The sequence below is a fragment of the Flaviramulus multivorans genome (genome assembly GCF_021728415.1).
Classification (GTDB): Bacteria; Bacteroidota; Bacteroidia; order Flavobacteriales; family Flavobacteriaceae; genus Sabulilitoribacter; species Sabulilitoribacter multivorans.
Map to the genome: position 1 here is coordinate 301,623 of NZ_JAKKDV010000004.1, position 21,270 is coordinate 322,892.

Sequence of the window (21,270 nt, forward strand, 5' to 3'; positions counted from 1 at the left end):
ATTTGATTATTCATTTACTATGAAATACTTCATTCTTATTTTTTTAATATGTTTTTTTTCTGCTTGCTCGGGAACAAAAGGGGTTATAAATAGTTCATCAAAAAATACTCCTGTAACTAAAAAAGCCAACGATTCTATTACTAAAGCAACTAATGAAGCTATAACTGAAGACCCTGTGGAAATTGTTGAGAATAAAAACATAAATAATAATGAACAACCTGAGGTAGAGCACGAAACTACTCTTATTTATGAAGAAGCATTTAATCATGTTTTATGGAATGATTTATTGAAAAAACATGTTTCGGAACATGGTAACGTTAATTACAAAGCATTTAAAACAGATATTAATGCGTTAAAAAAATACATTACTTCATTAGGAGATAACATGCCAAATGATTCATGGATTGTTACAGATGAAATCGCTTACTGGATAAACGCTTATAATGCCATGACTATTGATTTAATTCTCCGTCATTACCCCATTAAAAGCATCAAAGACATTAAAAACCCTTGGGAACAACGCTATTGGAAATTAGGTGATAAATGGTATAATCTTGACGAAATTGAACATCAAATTTTACGAAAAATGAACGAGCCTCGTATTCATTTTGCTATTGTTTGTGCTTCTTATTCTTGTCCGAAATTATCAAATGAAGCTTACACTTCTGAAAATTTAGAAGAACAACTTACTGAAGCTACTAGAGATTTTTTACATGATTCTCAAAGAAATACTATTTCAGAAAACCATATAGAAATTTCTAAAATATTTCAATGGTTTGCTAAAGATTTTAAACAAAACGGAAGTTTGATTGACTTTTTAAATCAATATTCAGACACACAGATTTCGGAACAAGCAAAAATCAGATACAAAGATTATAATTGGGCGTTGAATGAGTAATAAGGATGTAAATCATAAAATTTCGATAATTATTCCGGTATTAAACGAAGAAGCAGTTATTGGTAAATTGCTTGAATATTTATTGGCAAATGCATCGTCTGAAAATATTTCTGAGATTATTGTGGTTGATGGTGGAAGTAATGATGATACTGTAAACATTGTTCATGCTTTTTCAGTTGTTAATAATTCTAAAAACATTGAAGTATTACACTACGTAAAAGCTCAGAACACTAGCCTAAAAACAGACTATGGGAACGCACCAAACACCACTATTAAAGTCATAAATTCAGAAAAAGGACGTGCTAAACAAATGAACTCTGGAGCAAAACATGCTACTGGGGATATTTTGTATTTTTTACATGCTGATTCTTTTCCTCCAAAATATTTTGATGAACTAATAATTGGAGAAGTTAGAAAAGGCAATAAAGCGGGCTGTTTTAGGATGCAGTTTGACAGTAACCATTGGTGGCTAAAATTATCAGGATGGTTTACTCAATTTAGTTGGAGAATATGTAGAGGCGGTGACCAAAGTCAGTTTATTACCCAAAGCCTATTTAATGATATTGGTGGTTTTGATGAAAATTATATAGTTTACGAGGATAATATTTTAATCAATGAATTGTACGCTAGAAAGCAATTTGTAGTGATAAATAAAAACCTTAAAACCTCATCCAGATTATATAATAAATACGGTATTTGGAAACTACAGTTTTTCTATTTAGTTATCTATATAAAAAGATGGCTTGGTGCTGACGCCAACGACTTATATAGGTATTATAAAAAGAAGATTTGCTAAGTAGCTTTACCTATTTCTCCCAGATTCATTAGGATATAGCGACGGTAAATCATCGCTTTGAAACACTTCTTTAGTCTCAATATTCATTCCTGAAAGTTTACCAAAAAAAGCAGCACCTGTATCAATATTCCATACATTAACAGCGTTCATTGGTAGATAAGATTTATAGTTTATGGTGGGGGTATGGCCTATATAAATTTCATTGTAATGCTTTAATCTGTTTGGGTATATCACAGAATCTGTTTTTATGCCATTATCCATACTCAAAGCCATTTCCCATAAAGTTCTGTCATAATAAAAAGTATTCGAAAAAACTTCTTTTTCAACCCCGTGCATTGAAGTAAAACCAGCGTGAAGAAACAATCTATTCTCATCGTCAAGGTAATATAGTTTCATAGTTTCGAAAAACTCTAAATGTTTCTTTTTATCTTCATTTGAAAAATGCTCATAGCTCTCCATAGTTTCCTTTCCACCATGCATATACCAAGTAGGGTTTACTTCTCCAGTACGCAGCCATTCTTCACACCAAACATCATGATTTCCTTTTATAAAAATGCAGTTTATTTTTTGTGATAACTCCATTAAAAACTGGACGACCTGTGCAGACTCACTCCAACCATCTACATAATCACCCATAAAAATAAGGGTGTCTTCGTCTTTAACTTCCATTTTATTTAAAAGCTGTATGAGAGCTCTTAAACCACCATGTATATCTCCAATGGCAAATATTCGCATACCTAAATAATTTTTAGCAAAACTAAGGATTTATTACGATTGATAAAATGGTTTAATGAGTGCTATATTGTTGTTTAATTAAAGCTTCAACTGGCTTATTTTGCGGTGTAAACATAAAATTATCATTGCCACCAACCTTATCATGCTTATGAAACCATTTCCAAATAAAGCCTCCTGCAAACCAATCTTCATTCCAAAAAGTTTCAAATAACGCTTGGGTAGTATTTACTTGCGCTTCAAGATTTACTTGATCCATGCTTCTATCACTTACCCAAGGTTGTTTCCCTGAATAGTCAACACTTCTGTAACCATACTCTGTAAATAAAATAGGTTTCTGAAATTTATCATGAATCCTTTTAATATCTTGTTTGTATTTTTCCCATCCTTTTAAACATTCTTCTACAGTGGGCGTTTTACTTTGGCTTACTGGAAAATAGGCATCTACCCCAATATAGTTTAGCTCACTCCAAAAAGGCGTTCTGTTAAACTCATTCCAATTGGCCGCATATGTTAACTTTCCCTTATAAACTTTTTTTATTTCTTTAATTAATAAAAACCAATATTCTGGTCTGTTATCAATAAACCGCTCTAACTCCGTACCAATACAAAAAATATCAACCTTAGTTTCTTCAGCCAATTCAGCATACTCTAGAATAAATTTAGAATAAGAGTCTTCTAAACTTTTCCAGGTTGCCTCATCCTTCATTTCAATAAACCCCGTAAACTCACCTCGCCAAACCCAAATTTGTGGTTTTATCATGATTTTTATATTCGATTTTCTAAGCTCATCAATATATTGTTTTGCTCCTGCCCTTGTTTCACCAAACCATTGTCGTTCCGTATTGTGTACAATCTCTGGGTGCTCTAAATCTCTTATAAAACCAAATGGCATTATGGCTGCAAAATTCGCATTTACATTTATTACAGGTTGTACATGCTTAATAGAAATAGTATCTCGTGAAGCAACATAACTAACACCATTAATTTTTTCCTTTTTTACAGGGGCCATGGCACATGAACTGAATAAAAGGAGCAAACAAAACTTTAAAATAAATCGCATAAGTGTTAATTTATTCTCTAAATTTAAACAAATTGAAAATACTGAGTTAAGGTTTTAACAAAACCTCCGACAAAAATTTCAACCAAACCAAATTAATGGAACATATTGTTATAATAGGAAATGGTATATCTGGTGTAACTGCCGCAAGACATATTAGAAAACTTTCAGATAAAAAAATTACCATTATTTCAGCCGAAACCGAATATTTCTTCTCCCGAACTGCACTCATGTACATTTATATGGGTCACATGAATTTTGAACACACGCAACCATATGAAAATTGGTTTTGGGAGAAAAATCGAATCAATCTTAAAAAAGGTTTTGTAGAAACTATTAATACTAATACAAAAACGCTTCATTTTGCCGATAACGACAAGCTCAATTATGATAAGTTAATAATAGCTACTGGCAGCAAACCCAATAAATTTGGGTGGCCAGGACAAGATTTAAACGGCGTTATGGGCATGTACCATAAACAGGATTTAGACAACCTAGAAAAATTCGCACCAAATAACCAAATGTGTAAAAGAGCGGTAATAGTTGGTGGTGGTTTAATTGGTATTGAACTCGCTGAAATGTTAAATTCCCGCAATATCCCTGTTACCTTTTTAGTACGTGAATCTAGTTTTTGGAATGGTGTTTTACCCGATGGTGAAAGCGAAATGATTAACCGGCATATTAAAAATCATCATATTGACTTACGTTTATCTTCCAACTTAAAAGAAATCAAACCAGATGAAAACGGAAACGTAAAATCCGTTATCATTGAAGAAACAGGCGAAGAAATTATCTGTAATGTTGTTGGCTTAACTGCAGGCGTTTCTCCAAACATCGATTTTATAAAAAACTCAAACATAGAAACCGATAAAGGTGTAAAAGTAAATCGGTTTTTAGAAACAAACATCCCAGATATTTATGCTGTTGGTGATTGTGCTGAACAACATGAGCCTATTGGACAACGCAGACCTATTGAAGCCGTTTGGTATACAGGGAGAATGATGGGAGAAACCGTTGCCCAAACTATTTGTGGTAATCGAATCGCATACAAACCAGGACATTGGTTTAATTCAGCTAAGTTTTTCGATATAGAATATCAAACCTATGGTTGGGTTCATGGTAGTAAAGGAAAACCAGATTATGAGCAACATTTTCATTGGAAACACAATGATGATACAAAGTGCATAACAGTTGCCTACCATAAAGACACTAATACGTTTTTAGGTATAAACACCTTAGGAATTAGAATGCGTCATGAAACATTTGATACATGGCTTACCGAAAAACGCGATGTTGATTATGTCATGGATCATTTATCGGAAGCTAATTTTGATCCAGAGTTTTACAAAACATTTGAATCAGAAATATATTCAGCCTATAAAAACCAATTTCAAACTGCCTAAACTTCGAATATGAGTAATGAGTTAAATCATAGTATGTCTTTAGCAAAACCCGAAGCTAACAATTTATCTATCAAACAAAAAATAGCTGTTTTATTGGGTGTAATAGGGCTTTTTATTTTAACCCTCGCATTGTTAAATACTCAGTTCCCAAACAAGGGTTTGTTTTTATCGATATCCTTAGGTTTAATTACTGTAGGAACTATCATTTTTGCACATGATGCTTATTTAACCAAATTAGAAGGCATCAAAAACGATGGTGTTTGGTTTAAATCTATGTCTTCAAGAGGCATCTTGGGTTGGGTTACAGGCATTGTATTAACAGGGTTTTACATAGTACTATATTTTTATCCTCAATTTTTAGGGCAAGGGCAAAATGGAGAAGCCAATACAGGACTCATTTCATTATTCGACCCTTTAAGTATTTTATTAAGTGGGAATCCTGCAAGCCAATGGTTTGTTTATGGAACTTTATATACGGTAGCCATTTTAATTTTTGGCTATAAGTTTATGCTTAAATACCGCCATAATCGCTACCAGCAATTACGTACAGGTTCGGTCATGTTTTTTCAGCTAGGATTTGCCTTTTTAATACCCGAATTTATGTCGCGCTTAAATGAAAGTCCCGATTATAATTTGCCTTATTACGATTTAAAAAGCATGTGGCCACTCAACTATTATTTGTTTGATGGGTGGTCTATCAACGGGCTTTTATCTTCCGGCAATTTAGGTTTAATGATGTTATTATTTGGTATAGCTTCTATTTTTGTCATATCACCTTTTTTAACTTACAAATACGGAAAACGCTGGTATTGCTCATGGGTTTGCGGCTGCGGAGGATTAGCAGAAACTGCAGGTGATTCGTTCAGGCACTTATCTTCAAAAAAATTATCGGCCTGGAAATTAGAACGTTGGTTAATTCATACCGTTTTAGTTTTTTCTGTGGTTATGACAACCGCTATGATTTACACCTATTTAGGTAAAGACCCCAACAAATTTTGGCTAACCAGAAGCACATTTCTTTTAGGGGTTGGCATTTTATTAACGCTTGTTTTTGTAATTACCATGGTTTTTAAGCGCAATGAACTTGATAAAGATGCACGCTACGGCGCCATTGGGTATTTTGTAGTAATTGCAGCCCTATTCATTATGCATTATACAGGGACTTCTGATAAAATATTTTTGATAAAATCTAGCGCACTTCGTTCTGCCTACGGTTTATATATCGGTTCCATTTTTTCTGGTGTTATTGGGACGGGTTTCTATCCTATTTTAGGAAATCGTGTTTGGTGTCGTTTTGGTTGCCCTATGGCTGCAATTTTAGGGTTTCAACAGCGTATGTTTTCAAAGTTTAGGATTACTACCAATGGTGGACAGTGCATTTCTTGCGGTAACTGTTCTACCTACTGCGAAATGGGAATTGATGTGCGAGCATACGCGCAGAAAGGCGAAAATATTGTGCGTTCCAGTTGCGTAGGCTGTGGTATTTGTGCTGCGGTTTGCCCCAGAGGTGTACTAAAATTAGAAAATGGTAGTATGGAAGGACGCATCAATCCAAATGAAATTTTATTAGGAAATGATGTAGACTTAATGGATTTGGTAAATCAAAAATAACTACTCATACACTTTTACAAACACGGGTGCTTGATGATATTGATACTCAGAATCTTCAGTTAATACTTTAGTTTCTTTGGTTTCCCAATTCATCAATTCAATATGATATGGTGGTTTATCATCATTAGAAAATCCGTAAACTAACCATTTCCCATCTGGACTCCAATCGTGCCAAATACTACTTGAAGTTTTAGTTTCTAGTAACAATTTCCATTGTTTTTTACCATCAGTGGTAATAGCATACAAACTATATTTTCCGTTTTGAAAACTTCCATAGCTTATAAATTTCTCGGTAGGGTGCCATTTTGGTGGTCCTGCATGATAACTGTACCAATTAGCCGTTGTATCAGCTTTTGGGTAATGTGTTAATTGCTTTAAGTGGCTCCCATCAGCATTTATGAGGTACAATTCATCTATATATCCTTGGTCTTTTTTAAAAGGTTTATGCGCGCCTCTAAAAACAATTTGGGTTCCATCTGGTGAATACGTTGGGTCGCTTAAGTACTTTAAATCCGGTTTTATTTTATTTAAAATTTTTCCTGTATTACTTAACACGTAAAATGCTGTATCAATACTATTATGTGGTCTAACAATAATTTCAGAACCATTATTTCTGGTGCTGTGCCAACTGTCATTCAAACGTATATCACTTATTTTAGTTTTACTACTACCATCTGCTTTCATTTTATACAATTGGTAATTTCTATGTGCTGTATCCTTGTCTGTTATAAAGTATAAATCGTCATCGTGGGCATAGTATGTCCATTCAACCCCTTTAAAATTTGTTAGATTCTTTTTGTTTTTACCATCCAAATCCATCGAAAAGACTTCATAATCATCATTATCTCCATCGTAAAGTACATTATAGGCAATTTTTAAGGTGTATGGCTTTTCGGCTTTCTTTTGGGTTTCGGATTTACAACCAAAAATGATGAGTAAAAAAATAATACAATACGTTTTCATAATTACAATTTACAAATAATTTTGCGTCTGAAATTTTTTTATTAATACTAAAAAACAATTAATACCTTTGCACGACTAAACTAAAAACCAACTATCTTACCATCAATGACCAAAATAAAAGTCATTATTCCTGCCTATAATGAAGCAGATTCTATTGCACTTGTTATAAACGATATTCCTAAAATAGTTGATGAAATTATTGTGGTAAGCAATAATTCAACCGATAACACGGAAATTAATGCCAAAAACGCGGGCGCTACAGTGTTAACAGAAACCAGTAAAGGCTATGGTTATGCCTGTTTAAAGGGTATGCAATACATTGAAAACCAAACGGGAAAACCAGATATTGTTGTATTTTTAGATGGCGATTATAGTGATTACCCAGAAGAATTAACCAAAATAGTAGCCCCAATAATAGATCATAACGTCGATTTTGTTATTGGTGCTAGAGTAAAAAACCTCCGGGAAGTTGGTTCTATGACGATGCCTCAAATATTTGGCAATTGGTTAGCAACAACTTTAATGGCATTATTTTTTGGTGCAAAATTTACCGACTTGGGTCCATTTAGAGCCATTAAATACCATAAACTGTTGGCACTAAATATGGAAGACAAAACCTATGGCTGGACCGTAGAAATGCAACTCAAAGCCCTTAAGCAAAAACTTACATACACTGAAGTACCAGTAAATTACCGTAATAGAATTGGTGTATCAAAAGTGTCTGGTACGATAAAAGGTGCTATATTTGCAGGCATTAAAATTTTAGGTTGGATTTTTAAATACAGTATTAAAAAATGATTTTTGAAACTACAGTTATAATTATATATAGCATTGCCCTATTGCTTATTTTTATGTATGCTTTAGCGCAATTAAATTTGCTGTTTAATTATCTGTCTTCAAAAAAAGCTAAAGATAACTGTGAAAAATTCGATTTTTCGAACCCTGACGAAATCCCTTATATAACCATTCAATTACCCGTTTATAACGAAATGTATGTTATGGAGCGATTGTTGGATAACATTGCGGAAATAGACTATCCGAAAGATAAACTAGAAATTCAGGTTCTAGACGATTCAACTGATGAAACTGTTGAAAGTACCAGAGCCCACGTAGAAAAAATTAGGGCTACAGGTTTAGATATAAAACACATAACACGAACCGACCGCAAAGGTTTTAAAGCGGGCGCTCTTAAAGAAGGATTAAAAATTGCTAAAGGTGAATTTATCGCTATTTTTGATTCCGATTTTTTACCTAAAAAAGACTGGTTAAAGCGTACAGTTCCTTATTTTAAAGACGAACACATTGGTGTAGTACAAACACGTTGGGGACATATAAATCGAAACTATTCCATCCTTACCAGAATTCAAGCTTTTGCTTTAGATGCTCATTTTACACTAGAGCAAGTGGGCAGAAACAGCAAAGGGCATTTTATTAATTTTAATGGTACCGCAGGTCTTTGGAGAAAATCATGCATTATAGATGCTGGTAATTGGGAAGGTGATACGCTTACAGAAGACCTCGATTTAAGCTACCGTGCGCAATTAAAAAATTGGAAATTCAAATACTTGGAAGATGTTGAAACACCTGCCGAACTTCCTATCGTTATAAGTGCGGCACGTTCACAACAATTTAGATGGAATAAAGGTGGTGCCGAAAATTTCAAAAAAATGCTTTGGCGTGTTGTAAAAAGCCATAACATTTCTACCAAAACCAAAGTACACGGGTTATTACATTTATTAAATAGCACTATGTTTTTAAACGTGCTTATAGTTGGTGTTTTAAGTATTCCTATGTTATATATAAAAAACGAATACGCGCATTTAAAGCCCTATTTTTATGTTATGAGTTTCTTTGTGCTAAGTACCATTATATTTTTTATATGCTATTGGTTTATGTACAAAAACACGTATGGTAGTGGTTTTAAAAACTTTGCTCGTTACACAGGTATGTTTTTCGTGTTTTTCTCTATAGCTATGGGTTTTTCGCTACATAATTCTATTGCCGTTTTAGAAGGTCATTTTGGTAAGAAAAGTGAATTTGTTCGTACGCCAAAATTTAACATTAGCAAATACAAAGACAACTGGAAAAACAATAAATACCTCCGAAAAAATATATCCGTACATGTGGTTTTCGAAGGACTATTAATGCTTTATTTTGGCTTTGGTATGTACAGCGCTTTTATTGTAGGCAACCAAGGTGGCGATTTTGGTCTTTTCCCTTTTCACCTTATGCTGTTTATAGGCTTTGGTTATGTGTTTTTTAAATCGTTAACCTCTAAGGTTTAAATCTTTTTTGGGCGTTACCTCAAGGGTCGCGCTTTGCACTATATCTTTTTTATTCTAAATTTAGTTCAGAACCTTAAGGTACTGAAATCTGTTCAGCATAAAAAAGGATGCCGTTGCAATCGCTAACGCAATAGTTACTCAATAAAATACTAATTACAAATAATACTATATTTGAGTATGCTTTTTAATCCCGCGCTTTTAAAACTGTATAAAACACCTTTATTATTGGTACTTGCAAGTGCATTATTTTATACGGTATTTGCTTACGATTTGGTGCGTACCGACTATGTAAAACTGGTATCGATTTATGCCGCCTTGTTTTTTTTGTTTTATAAACTGGTGCAAATTTTCAAAAGTAATTTTAAAGCTTTAACCTATATAGCTTTTGGATTTAGAGCTATTTTTATTCTAGCCATTCCTAACCTGTCACAAGATTTTTATCGCTTTATATGGGATGGAAGACTGATATTAGAGGGTTTTAATCCGTATTTATATACGGTAGATGCTTTTACTAATAATGCGCAATTTCCTGTATCACAAGCCCAAGAATTACGTGAAGGTATGGGCAATTTAAATGCAAGTCATTTTACCAATTATCCACCCATCAATCAACTTTGTTTTGTAATAGCAGGCTTGTTTGCAGGCAAAAGTATTTTAGGGTCCGTTGTGGTTATGCGACTGCTTATTATAGCTGCCGATTTTGGAACGCTTCATTTTGGGAAAAAGCTTTTAGAAGAATTAAGGCTTCCTGCATATAACATTTTTTGGTATGTTTTAAACCCGTTTATCATTATCGAACTCACTGGAAACCTGCATTTTGAAGGTGTGATGATTTTCTTTTTAGTATGGAGTTTGTATTTACTGCACTGTGGCAAATGGCAATGGGCAGCTATGGTTTTTGCAGTATCGATTTCAACAAAACTCATCCCACTTATTTTTTTACCTCTGTTTTTTCAATGGTTTATAACGACCAGAACAACAAAGCAATCTGACACGATTGGAAAGGTTGCTTCATCATCACTTACTCCTAGTAATAAAGCTATAAAAGGAATTATAAAATTGATTAGTTTTTATAGTATCGTTATTATTACAACCATACTCCTTTTTGCACCTTTTTATTCTTCAGCATTTTTAAACAACTACACTCAAACAGTTGCTCTTTGGTTTAAAAACTTTGAGTTTAATGCTAGTTTGTATTATATCGCACGCGAAATTGGCTACTCTTTTAGAGACCGCAACGAAATTGCTGTCATTGGCAAAGTAATTCCTTATATCATTATTGTTTTTGTTTTAATTATCACTTTTTTTAGGAGAAACAAAACAACTCTTCAACTAATTACTGCTATGTTATTGGTATTAACCTTTTACTATTTTACAGCCACAACTATTCATCCTTGGTATATAGCAACACTTGTAATATTATCGGTTTTCACCAAATACAAATTCCCTCTGGTGTGGAGTTTTGTAATCATTCTAAGTTACCTTTCTTACCTGAATATTAACAAAGCCGATAAGTCTGAAAACTTATGGATAATTGCTTTAGAGTATATAATTGTTTATGGTGTTTTTATTTGGGAAGTGTTTATAAAAAAGGCTCCCAAAATGGAAGCCTCTATTTAATATGTGCTAATCAGCGAATTACTAGATTAAAGTTTTTCTAACTTAGTAATGGTGTTTATTTCTTCCTCATCTTCGTATCCATCACCATCCTTTGTAACGATAATCTCAGTGGTATAAGTGATTTTAAATTTAGTTCCTATAAATGTATCCAAATTTAAGTTAAATGCACTTAAAACTGCCTCATCTACTTTTTGGAAAGTAATGGTATATTCTTCATCATCTCTAGTAGAAATAAAATTGTAACCATAATCTTCATGACCATCAAAAACGGCAGTAACCACTTGCGTTTCTTGCATAAACAACTGCATACTATTATTATCCTTTACTGAAACACTAAAACTTGTAAGTGCAAAAAAGGATATAACAAACCCTGTAAACAAAAAATACTTTTTCATTTTATTAAAATTCTAATAATTAAAAATAATTAATCGGAGAACAACTCTACCAAAAGCCCGAATTACTTATAGTAACTTTAACCTAAAATTACTGGTAGAACTTGATTAAGAATAAGTTTTTTTAATCTTATATAAAAATGGCTCTTGTAGCCTTATGAATTAAAGATATCTTTTAAGTTTTTAAAACTTTTAAATTCGAGCATATAATCGTTGGGATCTTTAACAAAAAACGATGTATGCTCACCCACTTGGTCTTTTAAAAAGGTAGCTTCAGTCACTAAGTCTAATCCTTGTGCTTTAAGCTTTTCATAAATAGTTTCCCAAGTTTTAAAATCTAAAATAATTCCGAAATGAAATGAGGGTAAAATTTTACCTTCAAATACATAATTAGGGTTATTAAAATTAAATTTTTCTGCCTTAATAAATGTTATTTGATGACCAAATAAATTTACATCAATCCAATTTTGGGATTTTCTCCCAACAGAACCACCAATTACGGTGTAAAAATCTTTTGTCTCCTTGATATTTAAGCAAGGTAAAGACATGTGAAACGATGCTTGCATAGGTGCGTTTATTAAATGGGTTTTAAACTCTCTACTCTATAAATAACATCATCGCCATCTTCATCTTCAACGAATGTAATTCTAAAGTTTTTTTCTCTTAAACTTTTATCATTTTTTAAATCAAATTGTTTTAAAACGCGAGGATGGACTTCTTCAAAAGCTAATTCCTCACCGTTTTCAAACCAAAAATTAAAATAACCGTTTTTGTAGGACTTAAAAACAGCGGTTCTCATAGTAATATAGTTTATAAATCGTTATCGTCGTCTGAGTCTTCATCAATTATTTCAGGATCCTGTACTGCATCTGGATCATCCCCATCAAAATCTTCATAATCATCCTCATCATAATTCTCCATAGTTACTGCAAGTTTAGTACTGACTTTTACTAAATATTTAGTGTCCTCAGTAGTTACCTCAACAGCCTCAATAATTTCATTGTGTTGATTTCTAAAAGATATGATTTGATCATCGTCATAACCATCGGGGTATTTTTCAACCAATAAAGCCAAAATCTCTGGTGTTAGCTTTTTAAAGTCTACTATAACACGTTTTAAATTATCGTTTTTGTTTTTCATTTTATGGGGTAAGGTTGTTTACTTATAAGTTAAATATACTATTTATGATGATTTTATACGAATAACATCATAAAAATCTTTTCTTCTATCTTTTAAATTTTTTACAGCACCAAATGAATGGAGCTCTCTTAACAGGCTTATATCTACGTCGGCTACCAAAATCATTTCAGTATTTGGTGTTGCCTCAGCTTTAATTCCATTACTAGGAAACGAAAAATCACAAGGCGTAAATACTGCAGATTGTGCATATTGAATATCCATATTATTTACGTTTGGCAAGTTACCAACACTACCAGATATAGCCACATAACATTCGTTTTCTATGGCCCTAGCTTGTGCGCACAATCTTACTCGGGAATAGCCATTTTGAGTATCGGTTAAAAAAGGAACAAACAGTATATCCATTCCTTCATCTGATAGTAAACGAGAAAGCTCTGGAAACTCAGAATCGTAACAAATTAATATCCCTATTTTGCCACAATCAGTCTCAAAAGTTTTTAGCTTGTTGCCTTTTTGCATGCCCCAAACTTTCGCTTCATCTGGCGTTACGTGTATTTTTTCATAACGCTCTATACTTCCATCTCTTTTGCATAAATAACCTACATTATACAGTTTATCATCCACCACTTCTGGCATACTCCCAGAAATAATATTAATGTTATAAGAAATAGAAAGTTCTTTTAATTTATTTATTATTGTTTCAGTAAATTTAGCCAATTCTCGAATGGCATCCGGTTCTTTTAAATGATTAAATTCTGCCATTAATGGCGCATTAAAAAACTCAGGAAACACAGCAAAATCTGAACGGTAAGCCGATACACTATCAATAAAATATTCTACCTGTTGCATTAAATCTTCCAAACTCTTATAGCTTCTCATTTGCCATTGTATAAGCCCTAAGCGAACAATAGTTTTAACGGTAGCAGCCCTCTTGGTGGGTTTGGTATAATAAATATTATCCCATTCCATTAAAACCGCATATTCGTTCGAAGCTGTATCTCCTTCCAAATAACCTTTTAAGATTCGTACTGGATGAAAGTCGTTTGAAATTTGAAAATTTAAAACAGGGTCGTGTATTTCTTTATGTTTTACTTTTTCAATGTATTCTTTTGGTGTTAATTCTTTGTATTTATGATAATTTGGCATTCTCCCACCAAATACAATCCCCTTTAAATTAAGGTTTTCGCATACTTCTTTTCGGTAATCATAAAGTCGTCTTCCTAATCGCAATCCTCTATACTTCGGTTTAATAAACACATCAATACCATATAAAATATCACCTTTTGGGTTGTGGTTTTTAAAAGATTCTCCAGCTATAATATCGGCATATGTATGTTCATCATCAATACTATCATAATCAACAATTAATGATAATGCGCAACCAGCTATATCTCCATTTACCTTTATAACTACTTGCCCTTCAGGAAAAATAGTTGTTAGCTGCTCTATGTGATGCCTTTTCCAATAGGAATTTAATACACCTCCATAAGACTCTAGGGTAGCCTCTTTTAATTCCTCGTAGTCGCCTACACTAAGATACTTAAGTTCTATATTCTCAATCAGTTTAGTTTCCATGGTTATTGACCTAATAAATAAGCAAAAATTAATGGTGCTACAATAGTAGCATCGCTTTCAATAATAAATTTTGGTGTGTCTATATCTAATTTTCCCCAAGTTATTTTCTCGTTAGGCACAGCTCCAGAATATGACCCATAACTTGTTGTTGAATCGCTTATTTGACAAAAATAACTCCAGAATGGTGTATCAGTACGCTCCATATCTTGATATAACATTGGTACCACACATATTGGGAAATCACCTGCAATACCTCCGCCAATTTGAAAGAAACCAATGCCTTTTTTAGAATTATCAGTATACCAATCGGCTAAAAACGTCATGTACTCAATCCCAGATTTCATGGTGCTAGCTTTTAGGTCGCCTTTTAAAACATAACTAGCAAAAATATTCCCCATAGTACTATCCTCCCATCCTGGGCAAACTATAGGCAGATTTTTTTCTGCTGCTGCATACATCCAGGAGTCTTTTAAGTCTATTTCATAGTATTGTTCTAAAACTCCAGATAGTAGCATTTTGTACATATACTCGTGTGGTAAGTAGCGTTCACCTTTGGTTTCAGCATCTTTCCAAATCTTATAAATATGTTCTTGTAAACGACGAAATGCCTCATGCTCTGGAATGCAAGTATCGGTAACTCTATTTAATCCTTTCTCAAGTAAGTCCCATTCTTCCTGTGGCGTCAAATCCCGATAATTTGGTACACGTTTGTAATGCGAATGTGCAACCAAATTCATAATATCTTCTTCTAAATTTGCTCCAGTACAAGAAATAATATGTACTTTATCTTGACGTATCATTTCTGCAAAACTCTTACCTAATTCAGCAGTACTCATGGCCCCTGCTAAAGAAACTAACATTTTAGCCCCCGAATTAAGTTGTGCCTCATATCCTTTAGCGGCATCTACTAAAGCTGCCGCATTAAAATGCAAGTAATGTTTTTCTATAAATTGTGAAATTGGTCCTTTTTTTGTCATCATAGTCGCTATATTTTGTAGCGTTTTATATTTGTTATTATTGTGCCCAATGGCTTTGTCTATAAATTTATAACTTAACTAGCTACAATACAATAATTGTATGTTGTAATTTTAAAAGTAATAGACAATTATTTTATTAATTCCCATTACTATAACCTAGTATTTTCAGCAAATCTTCACTCGTCTGTTGTTCGCTAAAAAGCTTAGTTGTTATATTACCGTCCACATCTTTGTCTATTAAAATATGCTTTGGCGATGGAATTAAACAGTGTTGCAGACCGCCAAAACCTCCAATAGTTTCTTGATAAGCACCTGTATTAAAAAACCCAATATACAAAGGCTTTTCTTTATTGTATTTTGGTAAATAAATAGCGTTCATGTGCTGTTCGCTATTGTAATAATCATCACTGTCACAAGTTAAACCGCCCAAAAGCACACGCTCGTAACTTTCATGCCATCGATTTATTGGTAGCAAAATAAAGCGTTTGTTTATAGCCCAAGTATCGGGTAAAGTAGTAATGAATGACGAATTTATCATGTTCCACTTTTCACGGTCATTTTGTTGTTTCTGGTAAAGTACTTCATAAATAGCGCCACCGCTTTCACCAACAGTAAAACTTCCAAACTCTGTAAAAATATTAGGAGCTTTTACTTCTTCTTCTTCGCATGCTAAATTAATCTGGTTAATAATTTCATCAACCATATATTGATAATCAAACTCAAAAGCTAATGAGTTTTTTATTGGGAACCCGCCTCCTATATTTAAACTATCCAATGATGGACAAATCTTTTTTAAACTGGTATAAACCTTCAAACATTTATGCAATTCATTCCAGTAATATGCATTATCCCTAATACCGGTATTAATGAAAAAGTGAAGCATCTTTAACTTAACTTTTTTATTCTTCTGAATTTGATTCTTATAAAAAGGTACAATGTTTTTATAACCAATACCCAACCGCGATGTATAAAACTCAAATTTGGGTTCTTCCTCAGAGGCTATTCTAATACCTACATTAAATTTTCCTTCAATCTCTCGAGATAATAAGTCTATTTCCTCGTAATTATCAATTATGGGAATTGCATTTTTATGTCCATTATTAATTAATCGAGCTATATTAGAGATGTATTGTTCTCTTTTAAAACCATTGCTAATAACATAAGTATCATCCGTTATTTTACCTTGCTTTTTTAAATTTTCAACAATATCAATATCAAAAGCCGAAGAGGTTTCAATATGAATGTCGTTTTTTAAAGCTTCATTTAATACATGGTTAAAATGCGAGCTTTTTGTACAATAGCAGTAATGATATTTGCCTTTGTATTTATGATTTTTAATAGCATCATCAAACCATTTTTTGGCTTTAATAATATTATTAGATATTTGTGGTAAGTACGTAAATTTTAAAGGTGCTCCATAAGTTTCAACCAACTCCATAAGGTTAATGCCATGAAACTCTAAAGTTCTATTTTCAAGTGTAAATTCTTCTTGTGGAAAATCAAAAGTTTGATCAATTAAATCAATATATTTTGTATTCATTTATTTTTTTTAAAGAGTTAAAGATAATGCCCAAAAATTAATTAGGCGTTAAACTAATAAAAAAAAAGAATATCAAACTTGAATTTGGCTCTGGGTAGTAGGTACAAAGCCATATATATGCTGGCTAGCATATAAAGATAAAACGGAAGTTAGCTTTAAAATTCGGTTGCTTAAACGATAAGCTGCTTTTGAATATGACTTCCTAATTTTCAAAAGCCCGAACATATAAACAGATTTCAATTTGTTCAGCTAAAAACAGTGCAAATGAAATATAAAAATTTTAATTTCAATACTTTTTTTTGGGATTTTTTTTAATGGATTCAGAGTATTAAAAATTACAATTAAAGCATCTTTAAAGTATTCAACTCCTGCTCGGTTAAATGCTTCCAGCTACCTCGTGGTATGTCCTTTTTGGTTAAATGCCCAATGGCTACACAGTCAATACTAACTACCTCGTATTTTAAGTAGTCAAAAATAGTTCGAATAATCGTATTACCTGTATTTTTTATTTTTAAACCAATTTCTCTTTTTGAAGCCCCATCAATATAACTTATTTCCTCAACAGCAATAAGTTTCCCTTCAACTTTAAAGCCTTCTCGAATCTTTTTTAAATCTTCAAGCTTTAAATTTTTATCTAGTTCTATATGAAATAAACGTGCTACCCCGTTTTTCGAATTTGTAAACTTATCGTGTATTTGATCATCATTTGTAAAAAGCAAAAGTCCTTTTGAGTTTCTACCCAAACGCCCAATAGGTCTTATACGAGAAGTTGTAGCGTTCGCAACCAAATCCATTACGGTTCTTCCTTTACCTTCACTTGTAGTTGTTGCAAAACCTTTGGGTTTGTTAAGTAACACATACGCCTTTTTTTCAGGGTTTACGCGCGCTCCATCGTATCTTACCTCATCATTTAATTTAACCTTATAACCCATTTCGGTAATCACCTTACCGTTTACAGTTACCAACCCCGTTGCAATATGCACATCGGCTTCACGACGTGAGCAAATACCAGAATTAGCTATATATTTATTTAATCGGATTTCGTTTGGATTCGATTTTTTTGGCATGATTGGTTTTGAAGCCTCAGATGGTTTTGTATAACCTCCTTGCTTTTTTATAGGCGCATTTCCTCTAGCGTAACTTGTTTTACGCGTATTATTACTTCCTCTTCCTGAGGCTTTTCCTTTTCCACTACTCCCTTGATGCCTGTTCATATAGATTTATTTTTTGTGCAAAGATACTGTATAAATTTACTAATTGCGATTTTACATTTATGATTTAAATGCGATTTAAGATAACGCCTACATCAATTAATAGAATGCTAAAAACACCTGTAAGTATGATGAACTTTAAAATATTATGAAGAATTAAATAATGCGTTTTGGTTTTAGATTTCCAAAGGATAATTAAAAATATTAATAGCAAAACTGTACTAGCATAAAAAAACACGTACATATATCCAATCTCAAATTTAAATAACAACAGGTAAGTTGGAATGAGCGTTAAAGCAGCTAAAATGGTAAGCATCGTTTTTGATAATTTTTGCCCATATACAATAGGTATTGTTTTATAATTTTGAAGTAAATCGCCTTTTAGATTTTCTAAATCCTTGGTAAGTTCTCGCATAGAAATCATTAAAAACAAGAAAATAGCGTGTACAAAAATGACCGTTTCAAAATTTTTGTAGTACAAGAAAATTGCAAAAAAAGGCGTGATTGTTAAAACGGCTGAAGTTAAATTTCCAATAAATGGCAACTTCTTTAATTTATGCGAATAAAACCAAATGGCAAAAATATATGCTGAAAAGAATACAACAGCATTAAACGACACATAGCTAGCCATAATAGCAGCTGCAAAATTAAGCACAAAATAAAAGGATAATTTTGTGTTTTGGCTTACTAACCTATCTAAACGAGATTTAATGGGTTTATTAATCAAATCTTTTTCAGAATCGTAAAAATTATTAATGATGTATCCTGCCGCTATGGTTGCCGCCGAGGCTAATACTAACATGAACAAATTAGCATCAAATAGTACTCTTTTTAATGGTTTATCGTGAGCTAATATGTAAACGGATGTTAGGTATTGAGCAATAACAATAACCAGAATATTGTACCCTCTTACTACAGAAAACATGCTGAAAAACTTGAGTAGAATATGTTTCTGTCTTCTTGAAAGCATCTAAAAAAATTTGATAAGGTCCTGAACAAGTTCAGGATGACAGTGATGAAGCTTTAGAAATTGTAAACGACTTCTAATTTATAATCAGCAAGAGATAGTTTAGCCTTTTCAATATCTTCAGTAAATCCAAGAATATAACCTCCGCCACCAGAGCCACATAGCTTTAAATAGTAATCGTTGGTTTCAATACCTTTTTTCCAAAGTTCATGAAACTGCTTTGGTATCATTGGTTTAAAATGATTTAAAACTACCTTAGATAATTGCTTAGTATTATTAAATAAAGACTTAATGTTTCCAGTTAAAAAATCTTCAACACAAGCATCGGTATGTTTTATAAATTGGTTTTTAAGCATTTTACGAAATCCTTCTTTTTTCATGTTTTCCATAAAAATACTTACCATAGGAGCCGTTTCACCCACAATACCACTATCAATTAAAAATACAGCGCCCTTTCCATTTTCTTGTTGTGAAGGAATACCTGTAGCTTCAATATTATCTTTTGAATTGATGAGAATTGGAATACTTAAGTAACTGTTTAAAGGATCTAATCCTGAAGATTTACCATGAAAAAACGATTCCATTTCAGAAAAAATAGATTTCAGCTTTAACAGTTTTTCACGAGTTAAATTTTCTAAAACCGTTATTTTGTCTTGTGCATATTTGTCGTAAATCGCCGCGACCAAAGCGCCGCTACTCCCTACACCATAACCTTGAGGGATAGAAGAGTCAAAGTACATACCATGGCTTACATCAGCTTTTAAAGCTTCCAAATCAAACGTAACTAAATCTGTATCAATATTTTGAAGATAATCAACAAATCGTTTTAAACTCTCATTTGATTTTATGGCACTTTCAGAAGGATTTTCATCAGTCTTTAATGCTCCATTGTAAAAGTTATACGGAATAGATAAACCTTTGGAATCTTTTATAATTCCATATTCTCCAAAGAGTAATATTTTTGAGTAAAATAGTGGTCCTTTCATTTACCTAAGTTGATTTGGAGTTATAAAGTTACAATTGTTTTGCACCAAAACCAATTTTGTCGCAAATATAATGCCCATTTTGACAATATGCAACTAATTCATTATTAACGAATTTCAATACAGTTTCAGTTTCCTTTTCTGGATAAAGCATATGTACATTAGCACCCGCATCCAAAGTAAAGCAAACTTTTGAGCCTGTTTGTTTCCTAAAAGTCCAAATTTTATTAATTATTTCTAAGGTGTTTGGTTTCATTAATACGAAATAAGGCAAACTAGTCATCATCATTGCGTGAAGTGTCAAGGCTTCACTTTCAACAATTTCAACAAAAGCATCTATATTTCCTTCTTTAAATACGGAAATTAAGTTAGATAGGTTTTTGTGAGCCTGTTTAAATCGCTCCTCCGCAAAAGGGTGGTTATGCATTAAATTATGACCAACTGTACTGCTTACTTGTTTTTCACCTTTATCTACCAATAAGATGGTGTCTTGATAATTTTTAAAGTTTTCGTGCACGCGAAATGGATATTTAACTCCAAATAAATCAGAGCTTCCATCAATATCTTTATGCTTTCCCCAAACTACCAAATCACCTTCTAAACTTCGGCAAGCACTTCCTGAACCCAAACGAGCTAAAAACGACGCTTTTTGAATAAAGTATTCATTTGTCATTTTAGGGTTTAACGCTCTTTCTATACTCATTAAGCATAATGCTAATGCACTCATACCAGAAGCTGATGAGGCAATACCGGAACTATGAGGAAATGAGTTAGACGTTTGAATTTTAAAATGATAGTCTTTTAAAAATGGTAAATAATTTTCTATTCGTTTAAAAAAAGTTACAATTTTCGGCTTAAAATCATCTTTCTTTTCATCATCTAAAAACACTTCAAAAGAAAAGTCGCTAGCACTTTCTTTTTTCGAAAAACTAAGTTTAGTAATTGTTTTACAGTCACTTAAAGTAAAGCTAACGGATGGGTTTTCTGGGATTTGATGTTGCTTTTTTCCCCAATATTTTACCAATGCAATATTACTTGGAGACGACCAAGTAAAACTTCCATCGTCTATTGAATTAATGTATGGTTTTGGAATAAACTGTTCTTCTTTCATGCTGGT

The 21,270-nt window shown here is 32.7% G+C and carries 21 protein-coding genes; 7 read left to right on the forward strand and 14 right to left on the reverse strand.

Features of this window, described 5'->3' with window-relative positions:
- The first annotated feature begins 19 nt into the window (after nucleotides 1-19).
- Together L3X39_RS11305 and L3X39_RS11310 are read left to right on the forward strand one after the other, a co-directional pair.
- Complete coding sequence (locus L3X39_RS11305; protein ID WP_237231892.1) at nucleotides 20-898, forward strand: DUF547 domain-containing protein; 879 nt, start codon at nucleotides 20-22, stop codon at nucleotides 896-898.
- On the forward strand, nucleotides 891-1,694 hold the full coding sequence (locus L3X39_RS11310; protein WP_237231893.1) for a TIGR04283 family arsenosugar biosynthesis glycosyltransferase: 804 nt from the start codon (nucleotides 891-893) through the stop codon (nucleotides 1,692-1,694). The genes L3X39_RS11305 and L3X39_RS11310 overlap by 8 nt, the downstream gene beginning before the upstream one ends.
- 6 nt (nucleotides 1,695-1,700) lie before the next feature.
- Here the strand turns inward: L3X39_RS11310 and L3X39_RS11315 are convergent, their stop codons facing one another.
- On the reverse strand, nucleotides 1,701-2,429 hold the full coding sequence (locus tag L3X39_RS11315) for a metallophosphoesterase family protein (RefSeq protein WP_237231894.1): 729 nt from the start codon (nucleotides 2,427-2,429) through the stop codon (nucleotides 1,701-1,703).
- A gap of 52 nt (nucleotides 2,430-2,481) precedes the next feature.
- Nucleotides 2,482-3,489, reverse strand: a complete 1,008-nt coding sequence (locus L3X39_RS11320) for a glycoside hydrolase family 113 (RefSeq protein WP_237231895.1) — start codon at nucleotides 3,487-3,489, stop codon at nucleotides 2,482-2,484.
- Between the two features lie 95 nt (nucleotides 3,490-3,584).
- Between L3X39_RS11320 and L3X39_RS11325 the strand changes: the two genes are divergently transcribed.
- Both L3X39_RS11325 and L3X39_RS11330 read left to right on the forward strand, forming a co-directional pair.
- Complete coding sequence (locus L3X39_RS11325; protein ID WP_237231896.1) at nucleotides 3,585-4,889, forward strand: NAD(P)/FAD-dependent oxidoreductase; 1,305 nt, start codon at nucleotides 3,585-3,587, stop codon at nucleotides 4,887-4,889.
- Between the two features lie 9 nt (nucleotides 4,890-4,898).
- Complete coding sequence (locus L3X39_RS11330) at nucleotides 4,899-6,500, forward strand: 4Fe-4S binding protein (protein WP_237231897.1); 1,602 nt, start codon at nucleotides 4,899-4,901, stop codon at nucleotides 6,498-6,500.
- Here the strand turns inward: L3X39_RS11330 and L3X39_RS11335 are convergent, their stop codons facing one another.
- Entirely contained in the window at nucleotides 6,501-7,463 is a 963-nt protein-coding gene (locus tag L3X39_RS11335) for a DUF5050 domain-containing protein (protein ID WP_237231898.1), read from the reverse strand.
- Between the two features lie 105 nt (nucleotides 7,464-7,568).
- Here L3X39_RS11335 and L3X39_RS11340 point away from each other — a divergent pair, with 105 nt between their 5' ends.
- The 3 genes from L3X39_RS11340 (at nucleotide 7,569) to L3X39_RS11350 (ending at nucleotide 11,368) form a co-directional block, all read left to right on the forward strand.
- Nucleotides 7,569-8,261 (forward strand): glycosyltransferase family 2 protein, encoded by a 693-nt coding sequence (locus L3X39_RS11340; RefSeq protein ID WP_237231899.1) that lies wholly within the window; start codon nucleotides 7,569-7,571, stop codon nucleotides 8,259-8,261.
- Nucleotides 8,258-9,748 (forward strand): cellulose synthase family protein, encoded by a 1,491-nt coding sequence (locus L3X39_RS11345; RefSeq protein WP_237231900.1) that lies wholly within the window; start codon nucleotides 8,258-8,260, stop codon nucleotides 9,746-9,748. The genes L3X39_RS11340 and L3X39_RS11345 overlap by 4 nt, the downstream gene beginning before the upstream one ends.
- A 177-nt stretch (nucleotides 9,749-9,925) precedes the next feature.
- Entirely contained in the window at nucleotides 9,926-11,368 is a 1,443-nt protein-coding gene (locus L3X39_RS11350; RefSeq protein WP_237231901.1) for an MptA/MptB family glycosyltransferase, read from the forward strand.
- Between the two features lie 26 nt (nucleotides 11,369-11,394).
- Here the strand turns inward: L3X39_RS11350 and L3X39_RS11355 are convergent, their stop codons facing one another.
- The 11 genes from L3X39_RS11355 to L3X39_RS11405 form a co-directional block, all read right to left on the reverse strand.
- Nucleotides 11,395-11,763 carry a hypothetical protein gene (locus tag L3X39_RS11355; protein ID WP_237231902.1) on the reverse strand — a complete coding sequence of 123 codons (369 nt, stop codon included), beginning with the start codon at nucleotides 11,761-11,763 and terminating at the stop codon, nucleotides 11,395-11,397.
- A 152-nt stretch (nucleotides 11,764-11,915) separates the two neighbouring features.
- Nucleotides 11,916-12,326 (reverse strand): VOC family protein, encoded by a 411-nt coding sequence (locus L3X39_RS11360; protein ID WP_237231903.1) that lies wholly within the window; start codon nucleotides 12,324-12,326, stop codon nucleotides 11,916-11,918.
- Between the two features lie 11 nt (nucleotides 12,327-12,337).
- Entirely contained in the window at nucleotides 12,338-12,559 is a 222-nt protein-coding gene (locus tag L3X39_RS11365; RefSeq protein ID WP_237231904.1) for a hypothetical protein, read from the reverse strand.
- A gap of 11 nt (nucleotides 12,560-12,570) precedes the next feature.
- Nucleotides 12,571-12,900 (reverse strand): hypothetical protein, encoded by a 330-nt coding sequence (locus L3X39_RS11370; RefSeq protein ID WP_237231905.1) that lies wholly within the window; start codon nucleotides 12,898-12,900, stop codon nucleotides 12,571-12,573.
- 42 nt (nucleotides 12,901-12,942) lie between these two features.
- Nucleotides 12,943-14,475 (reverse strand): bifunctional GNAT family N-acetyltransferase/carbon-nitrogen hydrolase family protein, encoded by a 1,533-nt coding sequence (locus tag L3X39_RS11375; RefSeq protein ID WP_237231906.1) that lies wholly within the window; start codon nucleotides 14,473-14,475, stop codon nucleotides 12,943-12,945.
- Between the two features lie 2 nt (nucleotides 14,476-14,477).
- Nucleotides 14,478-15,452, reverse strand: coding sequence for a deoxyhypusine synthase family protein (locus L3X39_RS11380; RefSeq protein WP_237231926.1), 975 nt, complete (start codon nucleotides 15,450-15,452; stop codon nucleotides 14,478-14,480).
- A gap of 136 nt (nucleotides 15,453-15,588) precedes the next feature.
- A complete protein-coding gene (locus tag L3X39_RS11385; protein WP_237231907.1) occupies nucleotides 15,589-16,992 on the reverse strand; it encodes a type III PLP-dependent enzyme domain-containing protein in 1,404 nt (467 codons plus the stop codon).
- Between the two features lie 341 nt (nucleotides 16,993-17,333).
- Nucleotides 17,334-18,206, reverse strand: a complete 873-nt coding sequence (locus tag L3X39_RS11390; RefSeq protein ID WP_237231908.1) for a pseudouridine synthase — start codon at nucleotides 18,204-18,206, stop codon at nucleotides 17,334-17,336.
- 64 nt (nucleotides 18,207-18,270) lie between these two features.
- Nucleotides 18,271-19,173, reverse strand: coding sequence for a geranylgeranylglycerol-phosphate geranylgeranyltransferase (locus L3X39_RS11395; protein ID WP_237231909.1), 903 nt, complete (start codon nucleotides 19,171-19,173; stop codon nucleotides 18,271-18,273).
- A gap of 53 nt (nucleotides 19,174-19,226) precedes the next feature.
- Entirely contained in the window at nucleotides 19,227-20,156 is a 930-nt protein-coding gene (locus L3X39_RS11400; RefSeq protein WP_237231910.1) for a mevalonate kinase family protein, read from the reverse strand.
- A gap of 28 nt (nucleotides 20,157-20,184) precedes the next feature.
- A complete protein-coding gene (locus L3X39_RS11405) occupies nucleotides 20,185-21,264 on the reverse strand; it encodes a diphosphomevalonate decarboxylase (RefSeq protein ID WP_237231911.1) in 1,080 nt (359 codons plus the stop codon).
- Nucleotides 21,265-21,270 lie beyond the last annotated feature (6 nt).